Origin of the sequence: Methanobrevibacter sp., assembly GCF_017940815.1 — an archaeon.
Classification (GTDB): domain Archaea; phylum Methanobacteriota; class Methanobacteria; order Methanobacteriales; family Methanobacteriaceae; genus Methanocatella.
Map to the genome: position 1 here is coordinate 16,935 of NZ_JAGAXX010000042.1, position 14,916 is coordinate 31,850.

At 36.5% G+C, this 14,916-nt stretch carries 13 protein-coding genes, 5 tRNA genes and 1 pseudogene; 17 read left to right on the forward strand and 2 right to left on the reverse strand.

The window, feature by feature from the left end; all coding sequences use genetic code 11:
* Nucleotides 1-21: 21 nt before the first annotated feature.
* Nucleotides 22-690 (forward strand): triose-phosphate isomerase, encoded by a 669-nt coding sequence (tpiA, locus tag ILA26_RS05400; protein WP_292895035.1) that lies wholly within the window; start codon nucleotides 22-24, stop codon nucleotides 688-690.
* Between the two features lie 9 nt (nucleotides 691-699).
* Nucleotides 700-1,917, forward strand: a complete 1,218-nt coding sequence (locus tag ILA26_RS05405; RefSeq protein ID WP_292895038.1) for a phosphoglycerate kinase — start codon at nucleotides 700-702, stop codon at nucleotides 1,915-1,917.
* Here the strand turns inward: ILA26_RS05405 and thiE are convergent.
* Together thiE and thiM are read right to left on the reverse strand one after the other, a co-directional pair.
* Complete coding sequence (gene thiE / locus ILA26_RS05410; protein WP_292895041.1) at nucleotides 1,914-2,534, reverse strand: thiamine phosphate synthase; 621 nt, start codon at nucleotides 2,532-2,534, stop codon at nucleotides 1,914-1,916. The two genes, ILA26_RS05405 and thiE, sit on opposite strands and share 4 nt — an antisense overlap.
* Nucleotides 2,531-3,397 carry a hydroxyethylthiazole kinase gene (gene thiM / locus ILA26_RS05415; RefSeq protein WP_292895044.1) on the reverse strand — a complete coding sequence of 289 codons (867 nt, stop codon included), beginning with the start codon at nucleotides 3,395-3,397 and terminating at the stop codon, nucleotides 2,531-2,533. The genes thiE and thiM overlap by 4 nt, the downstream gene beginning before the upstream one ends.
* 116 nt (nucleotides 3,398-3,513) lie before the next feature.
* On the opposite strand from thiM, the gene ILA26_RS05420 reads away from it, so the two are divergent.
* From ILA26_RS05420 to ILA26_RS05490, 15 genes and pseudogenes are all read left to right on the forward strand, one after another.
* Nucleotides 3,514-3,587 (forward strand) — tRNA-Thr (locus ILA26_RS05420).
* Between the two features lie 114 nt (nucleotides 3,588-3,701).
* Nucleotides 3,702-3,776 (forward strand) — tRNA-Pro (locus ILA26_RS05425).
* A 4-nt stretch (nucleotides 3,777-3,780) separates the two neighbouring features.
* Nucleotides 3,781-3,854 (forward strand) — tRNA-Tyr (locus ILA26_RS05430).
* 120 nt (nucleotides 3,855-3,974) lie between these two features.
* Nucleotides 3,975-4,046: transfer RNA gene (locus ILA26_RS05435), tRNA-Asp, on the forward strand.
* A 30-nt stretch (nucleotides 4,047-4,076) separates the two neighbouring features.
* A tRNA-Lys gene (locus tag ILA26_RS05440) sits at nucleotides 4,077-4,150 on the forward strand.
* Nucleotides 4,151-4,193: 43 nt separating this feature from the next.
* Complete coding sequence (locus tag ILA26_RS05445; RefSeq protein ID WP_292895046.1) at nucleotides 4,194-4,427, forward strand: DNA-directed RNA polymerase subunit H; 234 nt, start codon at nucleotides 4,194-4,196, stop codon at nucleotides 4,425-4,427.
* Nucleotides 4,428-4,670: 243 nt separating this feature from the next.
* Nucleotides 4,671-6,224, forward strand: coding sequence for a DNA-directed RNA polymerase subunit B'' (locus tag ILA26_RS05450; protein WP_292895048.1), 1,554 nt, complete (start codon nucleotides 4,671-4,673; stop codon nucleotides 6,222-6,224).
* Between the two features lie 473 nt (nucleotides 6,225-6,697).
* Nucleotides 6,698-8,524: a DNA-directed RNA polymerase subunit B gene (gene rpoB, locus ILA26_RS05455; protein WP_292895067.1), complete on the forward strand. Its 1,827-nt coding sequence runs from the start codon at nucleotides 6,698-6,700 to the stop codon at nucleotides 8,522-8,524.
* 25 nt (nucleotides 8,525-8,549) lie between these two features.
* Nucleotides 8,550-11,303 (forward strand): DNA-directed RNA polymerase subunit A', encoded by a 2,754-nt coding sequence (locus tag ILA26_RS05460; RefSeq protein ID WP_292895051.1) that lies wholly within the window; start codon nucleotides 8,550-8,552, stop codon nucleotides 11,301-11,303.
* 8 nt (nucleotides 11,304-11,311) lie between these two features.
* Nucleotides 11,312-12,502 carry a DNA-directed RNA polymerase subunit A'' gene (rpoA2, locus tag ILA26_RS05465; protein WP_292895054.1) on the forward strand — a complete coding sequence of 397 codons (1,191 nt, stop codon included), beginning with the start codon at nucleotides 11,312-11,314 and terminating at the stop codon, nucleotides 12,500-12,502.
* Nucleotides 12,503-12,510: 8 nt separating this feature from the next.
* Nucleotides 12,511-12,810: a 50S ribosomal protein L30e gene (locus ILA26_RS05470; RefSeq protein WP_292895057.1), complete on the forward strand. Its 300-nt coding sequence runs from the start codon at nucleotides 12,511-12,513 to the stop codon at nucleotides 12,808-12,810.
* A 6-nt stretch (nucleotides 12,811-12,816) separates the two neighbouring features.
* On the forward strand, nucleotides 12,817-13,248 hold the full coding sequence (locus tag ILA26_RS05475) for a NusA-like transcription termination signal-binding factor (RefSeq protein WP_292895061.1): 432 nt from the start codon (nucleotides 12,817-12,819) through the stop codon (nucleotides 13,246-13,248).
* Nucleotides 13,249-13,586: 338 nt separating this feature from the next.
* Nucleotides 13,587-14,012, forward strand: a complete 426-nt coding sequence (locus tag ILA26_RS05480; RefSeq protein WP_067044341.1) for a 30S ribosomal protein S12 — start codon at nucleotides 13,587-13,589, stop codon at nucleotides 14,010-14,012.
* A 12-nt stretch (nucleotides 14,013-14,024) separates the two neighbouring features.
* Nucleotides 14,025-14,585, forward strand: coding sequence for a 30S ribosomal protein S7 (locus ILA26_RS05485; RefSeq protein ID WP_292895064.1), 561 nt, complete (start codon nucleotides 14,025-14,027; stop codon nucleotides 14,583-14,585).
* Between the two features lie 31 nt (nucleotides 14,586-14,616).
* Nucleotides 14,617-14,850, forward strand: a pseudogene (locus ILA26_RS05490) (GTP-binding protein); the annotation flags it as partial.
* Between the last annotated feature and the right edge of the window lie 66 nt (nucleotides 14,851-14,916).

Below are 14,916 nucleotides of genomic sequence, written 5' to 3' on the forward strand. Positions count from 1 at the left end.
AAAAGTTATTGTGGGATTATTATGGACACTCCAATCGTAATATTAAATTATAAAACTTATTTGGAATCAAGTGGTGCAAATGCTTTAAAGCTTGCACATGATTTAGAAAGTGCTGCTAATGAATCTGGAATCACTATGGTTGCAGCTCCTCAAGCGGCAGACATCTATCGCATAAGTGAAGAAGCTTCACTTCCTATTTTTGCACAACACATCGATCCAATATCTCCTGGAGGCCACACCGGTTCAAACCTCATAGACACATTGATTGAAGCGGGAATAAGTGGATCTTTGATAAACCATTCAGAAAACAGAATGAAATTGGCAGACATAGATGAAGTTGTAAAGCTATGCAGAGCAAATGAGATAGAATCATGTGTATGCACCAATAATATTGAAACTTCAAAAGCAGTGGCAACCCTCGCTCCTGATGCAGTTGCTGTTGAACCTCCTGAACTTATCGGTACAGGAATACCAGTGTCCCAAGCACAACCTGAAGTTGTTGAGGATACCGTTAAGGAAGTTAAGACAATTAATAAGAATATTAAAGTATTATGTGGTGCAGGTATTACCACTGGTGATGATATGAAAGCCGCTATGGACTTGGGTGCAGATGGCGTATTGCTTGCATCTGGAATTATTAAGGCGGAAAGTCCAAAAGAAGCTTTACTCGATTTGGTAAGTAAATTATAGAGTGAGAAAATGGCTAAGGAATTTAATACAATTGACGATTTTGATGTTGAAGATAAAACAGTGCTTGTGAGAATTGATATTAATTCTCCTGTTGACCCAGGATCAGGAATAATCTTGGATGATACAAGATTAAAATTACATGCTCAGACCGTTAAAGAGTTATCTAATAAGGGTGCTAAAGTTGTTCTTCTTGCACACCAATCCCGTCCAGGTAAAAAGGATTTCACTTCATTGTCTCAACATGCTGATGCTCTTTCAGAGATTTTAAATTTAAGGGTAAAATATATTGATTCATTATTCTCAAATTCTGCAAAAGAAGCTATTAAAGCTTTAAAACCTCATGAGATTCTTTTACTGGAAAATGCACGTTTCTTTTCTGAAGAAACTCTTTCAAGAACTCCATTGGAGCAATCAAAAACCCACCTTGTAACTCAATTGACTCCATTGATTGATTACTATGTGAATGATGCATTTGCAGCTGCCCACAGGTCTCAGGCTTCTTTAGTTGGATTTACTGTCAACACTCCTTCCGCTGCTGGAAGAGTGATGGAAAAAGAATTGACTGTAATTCAGGATGCACTTGACAACGTTGAACATCCATGCGTGTTCTTGCTTGGAGGAATGAAACCTGACGATTCAATAGATGTTATGGAAAACGTTTTAAGCAACGGAACTGCAGATTCCATTCTGACAACAGGTATTGTTGGAAACATCGTTTTATGGGCATCTGGTGCTGATATTGGTGAAGTAAATCGTGAATTTATTGCAAGTAGGGGTTATGAGGACATGGTTGCTAAATCTAAAGAATTGATTGATAGATTTGGTGATAAGGTAAAATATCCTATTGATGTTGCTTGTGACATTAACGGTGAACGTGTCGATTATGATTATACAGAAATTCCAAATGAGTCAATTTTTGACATTGGAGTTAAAACTATTAATTATTATGCAAAGGAAATTAGGGATGCTAAGGCAATTTTCGCTAATGGGCCTGCTGGTGTATTTGAAGATCCTAAATTTGCAATGGGTACAGAAGACTTAATTAATGCTATTGCAAATTCCAATGGTTTTTCACTTATTGGTGGAGGACATATTGCTGCTGCTACTGCAGGACTTGGTTTAGAAGACCATATGAGTCACTTAAGCAGTGGTGGTGGAGCTTGTATTAGCATGCTTGCCGGTAAAAAATTGGCTGCTGTTGAAGCTTTAAAAAATAGTAAAGATTAGCTATTAAATAGATTTAATAGCTCTTCTGATGCTTTTTTAGGATTCTCGGCACTCATTATTGCACTCACAACTGATAATCCTGCAATTCCTGTGTTGTTTAATTCATGTGCATTGTCTATTGTAATTCCACCAATGGCAACAACTGGAATGCTGATTGAATCCACAACATCTTTTAAATCTTTTTTTGTAATTTTTGGTGCATCGTCCTTGGTTGCAGTTGGGAAAACTGCTCCGGTTCCAATGTAATCTGCACCATCATTTTCAGCTTTTTGTGCTTCTTCTATTGTTGATGCGGAAACTCCTAAAATCTTGTCTTCTCCAATTAACCTTCGGGTAACGTCACATGGCATATCAGTTTGGCCAACATGAACCCCATCTGCGTCAATTGCAAGTGCGACATCAACCCTGTCATTAATGATTAGAGGGACATTATATTTAGTGGTTATTTCCTTAACTTTTAATGCCAGATTATAAAAATCTAAAGTTTCTGCTGTCTTTTCCCTAATTTGAACAACAGTAACTCCTCCTTTTATACCTTCTTCTATTGTTTTCAAAAATTTCTCTACATCATCACTTTTGTCAGTGACGAGGTATAATGATAAATCTAAATCTTTCATAATATCTTAATATTTGCTTTGTTGACTAATGTTTCACTGTCAGTTTTATAAAGGTAGTCAATTAAATAAGCCCTGAATGAACCAGTACCTTCATCTCTTTCATCTACTTTTGCTCTTGCTTGTTCTCCAGCAATGTTCATGGACAATATTGCTACAAGGCTGCCGTCAAATGGGTTTGATCCTCCGATACAGCTTCCAACAATTGAAGATAACATACATCCACTGCCTGTAATGAGTGGCATCATGTCATCACCGTTATCGATAGCTACTGTGGTTGTTCCATCACTTAGGATATCTATTGGGCCGCTTGCTAATATTGTTGTGTTCAATTTTTTTGCAAGTTCACAAATCAAATCTCCATTTGCTTTTAAGTTTTCTTCAGTGATTATGTCATCAATGTTGACATCCACTCCTTTTGCAGTGTTGCTTTCCTCTAGAACTCCTGCTAATTTTGCAATCGCTTTGATTTCACTTATGTTTCCTCTAATTGCAGTAATATTATAATTTTCAATCAGGTCCATGGTTGTTTTGTTTCTAAGTTCAGTCACTCCGACTCCAACTGGGTCTAATATGATTGGGGTATTGGTTTTATTTGCGGTTCTTGAACTTATGTGCATTGATTCAATTTGATTTTTACTTAATTTTCCAATGTTTATTACAAGAACGTCTGCAATTGTTACAACTTCCTCTAGCTCTTCTGCATCTTCAGCCATAAATGGTGATCCTCCAATTGCAAGAACTGCATTTGCACAGTCGTTGATTGTAACTGAATTGGTTATGCAATGTGTTAATGCATTTTTTTCTCTTATATTTTTTAGGGTTGGGTCTATTTTATTAAGTAGATTTTCTTTAGTATTTATCATGATTATTAATTATAAATTTTTTTTTATTTAAATTTTTTTGAAATTTGTTATATTTATAGTAAAGTATTTAAATACCTTTTAACATAAATTACATTGTTCTATAATTTAACATACTTGCCTCGGTGGCTCAGTCTGGTAGAGCGCGAGACTTGTAATCTCGTGGTCGCGGGTTCAATTCCCGTCCGGGGCTTTTAAATTTGTATTTCGGTACGAATTTTTTGAAAATTCTTTAAATTATGGAAACCTTTATATACTATTAAAATTATACTAATAATAGTATGTTACTTACATGCATTTTGTATGTGGGTCCGTAGGGTAGCTTGGTCGATCCTTTGGGCTTTGGGAGCCTGAGACTCCGGTTCAAATCCGGGCGGACCCATCTTCCCGCCTTAGCTCAATTTGGCAGAGCGTTGGACTGTAGATCCAAATGTTGCTGGTTCAAGTCCGGCAGGCGGGATTCAAATTTAATTATTTGAAATCATATGTAATTTTTGTGAAATATCACAATTTTCCAAAACCTTTATATATGATGAAAATTATAATTAATTTGTAGTGTATAATTACTATTTAGGTGGATGCCCTGGTGGTGTAGGGGCTATCATGTGGGCCTGTCGAGCCCGCGACTCGGGTTCAAATCCCGGCCAGGGCGCTCATAACTTGAATAGTATATATGTCATATAGGCCTGTAGCTCAGTCTGGCAGAGCGCCTGGCTTTTAACCAGGCGGCCGCGGGTTCAATTCCCGTCAGGCCTGTTTCTAATTTTATATTTTAACTTTTCTATCTGGAGGAAAAAATTTGAAAATTGATATTCAAGACCATATGCTCGTACCAAAGCATGAAATCATGACTGAAGAAGAGATTTCAGATGAATTTAGTGATGTTGATTACGATTTTAAAGATCTTCCTAAAATAAAATCTGATGATCCCGTTGTGAAAGCTATAGGTGCAGAGCCAGGAAATGTTTTAAGAATAACTCGTGAAAGTCAAACCGCAGGTGAATTTGTCACTTATAGGATTGTAGAAGGTTAATCGTTTTTAATATAATTTTAGAGCTGTGAAATTTAATATAGTATAATTTCTGTCTTTTTTGTTTTTTTAAGAAATTCATTATAATAAATTGAACTTAGTTTGAGAGGAATTATCTTTATGGAGATAGTTAGGAGTAAATTAAGAATAATGATTAAATGAATTAGTTGAATTAGGTTCTACCTAATATTTTATTTTTATTTAGTTAATTATTTTTATTGCGTTACGTAATGCTGGAGGATATCCATGACAGAGAATAATTGGAAATTAGTTGATGCATTTTTTGACAAATATGATTTAGTGGATCACCACATCAAGTCATACAATGATTTTGTGAACAATAGGATTCAAAATATCATTGATATCACAGAACCTATCACTTTAGATGATGGTAAATATACTTTAAAAACTGGTAAAGTACGTATTGAAAAACCTTCAAATAAAGAAGCTGATGGTTCCCGTAGTGAAATTGATCCAACTGAAGCAAGACTTAGAAATTTAAATTATTCAGCGGACATGTATCTTGAAATGGCTTTAAATGAAGAAGGAGAAGATAATGAATTAGAAGAAGTATACATAGGTGAATTGCCTGTTATGCTCAAATCTGACATTTGCCATCTCAATGGTCTCACTGAAGAAGAATTAATTGAAAAGCATGAAGACCCTCAAGATTTGGGAGGATACTTCATTGTGAACGGTTCTGAAAGGGCTGTTGTTACAATGGAAGAAATCGCTCCAAACAAAATTATTCTTGAGCGTATTGATGAACCTGAAGACAGACATGCAAAAGCTGTTGTTACCTCTATTAAAAGTGGTTTCAGAGCAAGGATTACATTAGAATACAAAAAACCTCGTAAAAATGGTGTATTCTTGAGAATTTCATTCCCATACCTTCCAGGGGAAATTCCATTAGTTATCTTGTTAAGAGCTCTTGGATTATCCACTGATCAAGAAATTATTACTGCTATTTCTGATGATAATAATTTCCAAATGATGATTGCGGATGATTTACAAGTATCTTCTGAATCATTAAAGTTAGACCAAAAAGAAATGGATGGAATGACTTTAGACGAAAGAAAAGAATACTTGCAACTTGCTGCTATTAAATACATTGGTAACAGAGTAGCTAAAAACATGCCTAAAGATTATCGTTTAAAACGTGCTAAGGATGTTGTGAACCGTTACTTATTACCTCATATGGGTACTGAGGAAGAAAGATGTCATGACAAAGCTATTTACTTAGCAGAAATGACTGAAATGTTATTAGAAGTTATCGAACAAAAAAGAGAACCTCACGATAAGGACCACTATACCAACAAAAGACTCAGAGTCTCTGGTGATTTGATGGAAGATTTGTTCAGAGTTGCTTTCACAAACTTAACAAGGGATATGAGTTACCAACTTGAAAGAAGCCTTTCTCGTGGTAAGGAACTTTCCATTAAGCAAGCAGTTCGTAGTGATGTTTTAACTGAAAACATCAAACATGCAATCGCTACCGGAAACTGGGTTGGTGGAAGAGCTGGTGTAAGCCAATTATTAGACAGAACTAGTTATATGGGTACACTATCTCATTTAAGACGTGTAGTTTCTCCATTAACAAGAAGTCAACCTCACTTCGAAGCAAGAGATTTGCACCCAACTCAATTTGGTAAAATCTGTCCGAACGAAACCCCAGAGGGTCCAAATTGTGGTTTGGTAAAGAACTTAGCTTTATTATGTAATATATCAGAAGGTTCTGATGAACAAGAAATTATTGATGTAATTGAAACTATGGATGTTGACTTGATTTCTAGGAGGTGAGATGTTTGGCTAAAAAAATTAATGCAAAATTAAAAAGAGCTTATTATTACTTTGGTTTTGAAGAAATAGTTTCTTATAATGAAGTTAAAGAAAACATCGAATTCCTTAAAGGAAAAACTGATGATGAAGCTTTATTAACAAAAATAAATGAATTTGCTGATGAGATAGAAGAATTCTTCGACACTCCTGAAAAAAGAGAAGATGATGAATTTTCTGCAGAATTCGCTAAAGAAGAACCTAGAAAAAGTTGGGAATACTATACTGAAGATTTCCCAGAAGATGTCTTTGAAAGTGAAGCAGAACCTATTGAAGAAGCTGGCGAGATTGAATCTGCTGAAGATGATTCTGAAGAGGTTGAAATTGAACCTGTTGAAGAAAGTCCTGAAGAAGATGAAATCAAACCTGTCGAAGATGATTTGGAAGATGTTCCTGAAGATGATGGTGAAATTGAAATTGTTGAAGAACCACCAGCTATTTTCGTTGAACCAAAACCAAATAAAACTAAAATTTATATTAATGGTGAACTTTTAGGTTACTGTGATGACCCGGTTAACTTCACTCAGGAAATGAGAGAAAAAAGAAGAAATGGGGAAATCTCTTATGAGATGAACATCACTTATTATGAAGATAATGATGAAATCTATATATTCAATGATCCTGGAAGAGCTAGAAGGCCATTAATCATTGTTAAAGAGGGAATGCCTCTCTTAAAAGAAGACCATTTAAATAAAGTTGCTAACGGCAAGTTAAAATGGGATGATTTAATCAATAATGGTCTCATTGAATACCTCGATGCAGAAGAAGAGGAAAATTCCTACATTGCTATGAGCTTAGCTGATTTAAATGAGGACCACACTCACTTAGAAATCGACCCTGCTACCATGCTTGGAATTTGTGCAGGTATTATTCCATTCTCTGACCACAACTCCTCTCCACGGAATACAATGGAAGCGGGTATGACAAAACAGGCTTTAGGATTATATGTATCAAACTATGCATTACGTACCGATACAAGGGCACACTTATTGCACCATCCTCAAACTCCTATTGTTAAAACACGTATTATCGATTCAACCAATTATGATTTAAGACCATCCGGTCAAAACTTTGTTGTAGCTTTAATGTCTTACGAAGGGTATAACATGGAAGACGCAATGGTTATCAACAAGGGTTCTCTTGAAAGAGGTTTGGCAAGATCCTCCTTCTTCAGGGCTTATGATACCTCAGAGAAAAGATATGCTGGTGGTCAAGTAGACAAATTTGAAGTACCTGACAAAAACATCAAAGGATACAGGTCTGAAGAAGCATACAGAAACCTAGATGAAGACGGTGTTGTCAACCCTGAATCATATGTGGAATCCGGAGATGTATTAATCGGTAAAACTTCACCTCCAAGATTCTTAGAGGAAACCGGTTTCGGTACTGTTGCTGATAAAAGAAGAGAAACTTCCGTTACTGTAAGACACGGTGAAAAAGGTATCGTTGATGCAGTTCTCTTATCCGAAACTGTTGAAGGTTCAAGATTAGCTAAAATCAGAGTAAGGGATACCAGACAACCTGAATTTGGTGATAAATTCGCATCAAGACACGGTCAGAAAGGGGTTGTCGGTTTAATATTGTCCCCTGAAGATGTGCCGTTCACTGAATTCGGTGTCGTGCCTGATTTAATAGTTAACCCTCACGCGATTCCTTCCAGGATGAGTATCGGTCAAGTATTGGAAATGGTTGCAGGTAAAGCAGGTTGTCTTGAAGGAGAACGTGTTGACGCAACTCCGTTCAACCAAACACTTGAAGATGAAATCAAACAGCAACTCATCAACAACGGATTCGAATCCGCAGGATGTGAATCTTTATACAGCGGTGTAACCGGTGAAAGAATCGATGCTGAAATTTTCGTAGGTGTTGCATATTACCAAAAATTACATCACATGACAACTGATAAGGTTTATGCTCGTTCAAGAGGTCCTGTACAAGTGCTTACACGTCAACCTACTGAAGGTAGAGCACGTGAAGGTGGTTTAAGGTTTGGAGAAATGGAAAGAGATTGTCTCATTGCACACGGTGCAGCATTGACCTTAAAAGAAAGACTTCTTGATGAATCAGATAAATATGAAGCAATTGTCTGTGACAACTGTGGTATGTTAGCGGTGTTCGACAAGAACAAGAATAAGAAATACTGTCCAATCTGTGGAGATGTTGAAACATATCCAGTAGAAATTTCATACGCATTTAAATTATTATTAGACGAACTTAAGAGTTTATGTATTTTCCCTAAATTAGTTTTAGGAGACAAAGCATAATTATAGTTATAAAGGAGCCAATACATTGAAAGGATTTATAAAAAAGATAGAAAAAATCAACTTTGGGCTAATGTCTCCTGAAGATATTCGTGCTATGTCTGTTGTGACTGTTGAAACTCCTGATACTTATGAGGATGACGGGTTCCCTATTGAAAAAGGTTTAATGGATCCTCGTTTAGGTGTTATCGACCCAAGTTTAGTTTGCAGAACTTGCGGTTTCAGAGGTGGAGATTGTCAAGGACATTTCGGTAGTATTGAACTTGCTAGACCAGTTATCCACATTGGTTTTGGTGATGTTATTCATAAAATTTTACGTTCAACCTGTAATGACTGTGGACGTGTTCTTTTAAACAATGAACAAATTGAAGAGTTCACCACTAGAATCCAAGACGCAATGGATAACCGTGAAAGCTTGAACAATATATTAAAAGAAGTTTATAAAGTTGCTAAAAGGGAATTGAAAACCATGCCTGAAGACGATGAGGAAGTTGACCCTAAATACTGCTGTCCTCATTGTGGTGCGCCTCAAGAAGCTATCAGCTTAGACAAACCTGTTACAATCCGTCAAGGTGACTATAAATTAACCGCTTCTGAAGTGCGTGAAAGATTGGAAAGAATCACTGATGAAGATTCTTTCGTATTAGGTGTTAACCCTAAAGTGGCTAGACCTGAATGGTTAGTATTAACTGTTTTACCAGTTCCTCCTGTAACTGTAAGACCATCTATTACTTTAGATACTGGTGAAAGATCAGAAGATGACTTAACTCACAAACTTGTTGATATCCTACGTATCAATCAACGTTTACTTGAAAACATGGAAGCTGGTGCTCCTCAATTAATCGTTGAAGACTTATGGGAATTATTACAATATCACGTTACTACTTACTTTGATAATGAAGCAAGTGGAGTTCCACCTGCAAGACACAGGTCCGGAAGACCTCTCAAAACCTTAACCCAAAGGTTAAAAGGTAAGGAAGGTCGTTTCAGATCCAACCTTTCCGGTAAACGTGTAAACTTCTCTGCACGTACTGTAATCTCGCCAGACCCAAATATCAGTATTAACGAGGTCGGGGTGCCTGAAATGATTGCAAAAGAAGTGACTGTGCCAGTATACGTAAACGAATGGAACATGGACGAAATGATTAAATACATCGAAAACGGTCCGGATGTTCACCCTGGTGCAAACTATGTAATCAGAAAGGACGGAAGAAAAATCAGAGTACGTAATGAAGAAACCAAGGAACTGATTCTTGAACAGTTAGAACCTGGTTTCATTATTGAAAGACACTTGAAAGATGGAGATATGGTTTTATTCAACCGTCAGCCATCCCTTCACAGAATGAGTATGATGGCACACGAAGTAAGAGTACTTCCATACAAGACTTTCAGATTAAACTTATGTGTATGCCCTCCATACAATGCAGATTTCGATGGAGACGAAATGAACATGCACGTGTTCCAAACCGATGAGTCTCGTGCTGAGGCTAAATCATTGATGCGTGTGCAAGAACACATTTTATCTCCAAGGTTCGGTGGACCAATTATCGGTGCTATTCACGACCACATTAGTGGAGCATACCTTTTAACTCGTGATGGAGTTGAATTTACTGAAGAACAAGCTTTACAAATTATCAGAAAATCCCACTTGAAACTCCCCACCTTGAAAGGAGGCCAATGGGTATTGAAAGATGACCCTGAATTCGGCGAAGAGTCATATATCTTCAAGGATGAGGGCGAAATGTGGACTGGTAAAGAATTGTTCTCATTATTATTACCTAATGACTTGAATTTATCTTACAGTGCTGAGATTTCCAAATGTCCTGCAGTTTTCCCTGCTGAGGATGCTAATGTTGTTATTAAAAACGGTATTCTTGTGCAAGGTGTAATTGATGAATCAGCATACGGTTCATTCTCAGGAAAAATCTTGGATAAAATCGTTAAGGAATATGGTCCTGGAAGAGCAAAAGAGTTCTTAGACCGTTCCACTGACTTAGCTATCTGTGGAATCATGAAAACAGGTATTACCACTTCATTGAATGATGAAGAAATTCCTGAAGAAGCTCAAGACCGTATTAACGAGCACTTAGATAAGAAAATGGCTGAAGTAGACAAACTTGTAGAGTCTTATGAAGAAGGATATCTCCAAGCTTTACCTGGTAGAAGTCTCGAAGAGACTTTAGAGATGAAAATCATGCAAGTTCTAGGGGAAGCTAGGGACATGTCCGGTAGTATTGCAGAAAACTATCTTACTATGGGTAAACAATCCGATGATGACCCATATGACCATGTAATGGCAGTTGAAAACCACTCCGTAGTAATGGCACGTACCGGTGCAAGGGCATCCATGTTGAACCTTACTCAGATTACTGCTTGTGTAGGACAACAAGCGGTTAGGGGTGGACGTATCGAAAGGGGATACTTGAACCGTACATTACCTCACTTCAAGAAAGGTGAGTTAGGGGCAAAAGCGAAAGGATTTGTGCACTCAAGTTACAAATCAGGTCTTGACCCTATTGAGTTCTTCTTCCACGCAATGGGAGGAAGAGAAGGTCTTGTAGATACTGCGATTCGTACCGCACAATCCGGTTACATGCAAAGAAGACTCGTAAATGCATTACAAGATTTACAAGTTAAATCTTCAGGACTTGTTACTGATAACCAAGGTAATGTTATCCAAACCATGTTTGGTGAAGACGGAGTAGATCCTGCAAAATCAGACTTTGGTAAACCAGCTGACTTAAATAAACTTATTGACGAAATAAGAATGGAAGGTAAGTAGGTGTAACTATGGATGATATTGAAACTAAAGTAAGAGAATGTATTGCTCAACTCAATGAAGAAGAAAACTTAGGTATTGATTTCCCAGATAGTTATATCGAAGATTTATCAAAAGCTTATATCAGCAAAGATTTGACTGATGATGAATTGCAAAAACTTATCAGGAAACTTAAACAGGCCTATGACCGAGCTCACGTTGAAGCTGGCGAGGCTGTTGGAACAGTAGCTGCACAATCTGTAGGTGAACCTGGTACTCAGATGACCATGCGTACTTTTCACTATGCAGGGGTAACAGAGTTAAACGTAACATTAGATCTTCCAAGGCTTATTGAGATCGTTGACGCAAGAAAAGATATCGCTACTCCAACTATGGATATTTATTTTGATGAAGAAAGACGTAACGATGAAGAATTTGTTAGAACTTTAGCTAACCAAATCGGTAAAAGTACCATCAATGATATCCTCAAGGATTTCAACTTGAATTATGGTACAATGGAAGTTGAAGCGGTTTTAGATTCCAAAAAAATTGAAGAGAAAAGGCTTGACAGGGAAGAAATTGATGCAGTCATTGAAAAGACTTTCAAGAAAGCTGTCATCAACGGCGATGAAATTGTCATCTCCTCTGCAAAATCCGACAAGGCGGAATCTAAATTTGAAATCCGTGAACTCCGTTTGTTAGCTGATAAGGTTCGTGATTTACAAATCAGTGGTATAAAAGGTATCGGTAAAGTTATTATCCGTAAAGATGATAGAGAATGGATCATACATACCGAAGGATCAAACCTTAAGGAAATTCTTGACATGGATGGTATCGACCATGTTAGAACAACCACCAACAACATTCACGAAATCGGAGAAGTTTTAGGTATTGAGGCAGCTCGTCAATCAATCATTAACGAAGCTCAAAATACCCTTTCTGAACAAGGTCTTAGTGTAGACGTAAGACACATTATGTTAGTTGCAGATATCATGACTTCCGAGGGTCACGTTAAATCCATTGGTAGACATGGTATTAGTGGTGAAAAATCAAGTGTTTTAGCTCGTGCAGCTTTTGAAGAAACTGGTAAACATTTACTCAACGCAAGTATTCGCGGAGAAGTGGATGATTTAACAGGTATCATCGAAAATATTATTATTGGACAACCAATACCTCTTGGTACCGGTTCAGTCGGTGTCAAAATGGATTATAAAAATGAATAGGAGGCTAGATGATGGACGTAGATAGAGGAATCAGGGTTGCTGTTGACACTGGTGATGTGACATTAGGCTCTGAAAAATCAATTCAATCTTTAAAATTAGGTAAAGGACAACTTGCAGTTGTTGCTGCTAACGCTCCTAAAGAAATTCTTGAAGATGTTGAATATTATGCAAATCTTTCCGAAATTCCATTCATCGTATATGATGGAACTAGTGTAGATTTGGGTTCTGTTTGTGGTAAACCATTTACTGTTGCTACATTAATCGTAAACGATCCAGGAGATTCTACAATATTAGACGATTTGAGGTAGATTTAAGTGTCTATTAAATTTAGTGCAAATGAAATTAGATACATAGCTCTTTTCGAAAATATGACTGGAGCAATGGTTAAAGATTGCATTATCGATGATGAGCATGGTAAAGTAACTTTTGTCGTTAAAAACGGTGATATGGGACTAGCTATCGGTAAAGGTGGTAGTTCCGTGTCTAAAGTTCAAAGGGCAGTTGATAAGGGTGTTGAAATTATTGAATTAGATGATGATCCAATCCAATTCATTAAGAATGCGTTATCTCCTGCAAAATTACAATCTGTTAAAATTTCACAAAAGCAATCAGGCGAGAAAATAGCTATTGTTACAGCAGATAATACCAACAAACGTATCGCTATCGGTAAGAACGGAATCAATATTGAAAGAGCTAAACTATTGGTAGATAGACAGCATAATATTGATAATATTATTTTAAAATAGCTTCCGAGCTATTTTAATTATTATTATTTTTTCATTTGTTTTTTTCAAAAAACTTTTTTTATTTTATTTTTCATGCCAAAAACAAATACCTTTATAAAGGTGTATGTATATAAATTATCATAAGATATCTGTACTTTTTTATAACATGACTATGTGTGCTTTTTGTCATTGTTTTTAATTTCATATCAAGATATCTTCTTTTAGATGATGTAAAATCGTCTAATTATTATTTATACTGATTTATATCTTTGAATTTAGATTGTACTATAGGTTTTAGTATAAATCGCAGCGGTGGATTCATAGATATGCATTTTTAACAAAAAATTCGAGGAAAAAATATGCCAGGACTTTTTGCTGCAAAAAAACTTAAAAAGAATAGACAAAATTTTAAGTGGAAAGATGTAGATTACAAAAGAAGAGCTTTAAGATTAGACGTTAAAGCTGACCCTCTTGAAGGGGCTCCTCAAGCAAGAGGAATTGTAATCGAAAAAGTAGGGATAGAAGCAAAACAACCTAACTCTGCTATTCGTAAATGTGTACGTGTTCAATTGATTAAAAACGGTAAACAATTAACTGCTTTCGCACCAGGTGACGGAGCTATTGGTTTTATCGATGAGCACGATGAAGTAATGATTGAAGGAATCGGTGGACCATCCGGAAGATCCATGGGAGATATTCCAGGGGTTCGTTGGAAAGTTTCCAAAGTGAATAACGTAGCTTTATCAGAAATGGTAAGTGGAAAAATCGAAAAACCTGTAAGATAAGGAGTTATATTTATGAGTAAATTATTCAATAAATGGGATCTCGATGAAGTAAAAGTTGAGGACTTAGGTTTAGTAAAATATATCTGCTTAGACGAAACTTTAGTTCCACATACTTCTGGTAGACATGTAAAAAGACAATTCGCAAAATCTAAAGTATCTATTGTTGAAAGATTAATGAACAAAATCATGAGAACCCATCTCAACTCAGGTAAGAAAAACAAAGCTTACAACATCGTAAGAGATGCTTTAGAAATTATCAATAAAAGAACCAAAAAGAATCCAGTTCAAGTTTTAGTAACCGCAGTTGAAAACACTGCACCTCGTGAAGAAACTACCCGTATCAAATACGGGGGTATTGGATACCAAGTAGCAGTTGACATTTCTCCACAAAGAAGAGTTGACTTATCCTTAGGATTCTTAACCAGAGGTACTTTACAATCTTCATTCAAAAACAGAAAATCTGTTGCTGAATGCTTAGCTGAAGAATTAATCCTTGCATCTGAAGAAGATTCAAGAAGTTTCGCTTTACAAAAAGCTGAAGAGAAAGAAAGAGTTGCTAAAGCAGCACACTAATCATATTCAATGTTTTATTTAGGTGGTTATTTTGAGTAGAAGAGACAAAATGATTGCAAAAATCAAAGAATTAATGTACGAACCTGAACAAATCAGAAACATTGGTATCTGTGCTCACATCGATCACGGTAAAACCACTTTATCTGATAACCTTTTAGCAGGTGCAGGAATGATTTCTGAAGAACTTGCTGGGGATCAAAGATTCTTAGATTTCGACGAACAAGAACAAGCTCGTGGTATTACTATTGATGCAGCTAACGTATCCCCGAGGCAAACCACCCTTGGCTGCTTACAGCGTCGAAGGTGCTGATGGTGACGCCGCCAGATGATA

Bases quoted from the DNA above. Each gene is read 5' to 3' on its own strand.
- ILA26_RS05470 (WP_292895057.1), top strand. From the start codon at position 12,511: ATGATGGACGTAGATAGAGGAATCAGGGTTGCTGTTGACACTGGTGAT.
- ILA26_RS05450 (WP_292895048.1), top strand. From the start codon at position 4,671: ATGACAGAGAATAATTGGAAATTAGTTGATGCATTTTTTGACAAATAT.
- ILA26_RS05485 (WP_292895064.1), top strand. From the start codon at position 14,025: ATGAGTAAATTATTCAATAAATGGGATCTCGATGAAGTAAAAGTTGAG.
- ILA26_RS05405 (WP_292895038.1), top strand. From the start codon at position 700: ATGGCTAAGGAATTTAATACAATTGACGATTTTGATGTTGAAGATAAA.
- tpiA (WP_292895035.1), top strand. From the start codon at position 22: ATGGACACTCCAATCGTAATATTAAATTATAAAACTTATTTGGAATCA.
- ILA26_RS05480 (WP_067044341.1), top strand. From the start codon at position 13,587: ATGCCAGGACTTTTTGCTGCAAAAAAACTTAAAAAGAATAGACAAAAT.
- rpoA2 (WP_292895054.1), top strand. From the start codon at position 11,312: ATGGATGATATTGAAACTAAAGTAAGAGAATGTATTGCTCAACTCAAT.
- thiE (WP_292895041.1), bottom strand. From the start codon at position 2,534: ATGAAAGATTTAGATTTATCATTATACCTCGTCACTGACAAAAGTGAT.
- thiM (WP_292895044.1), bottom strand. From the start codon at position 3,397: ATGATAAATACTAAAGAAAATCTACTTAATAAAATAGACCCAACCCTA.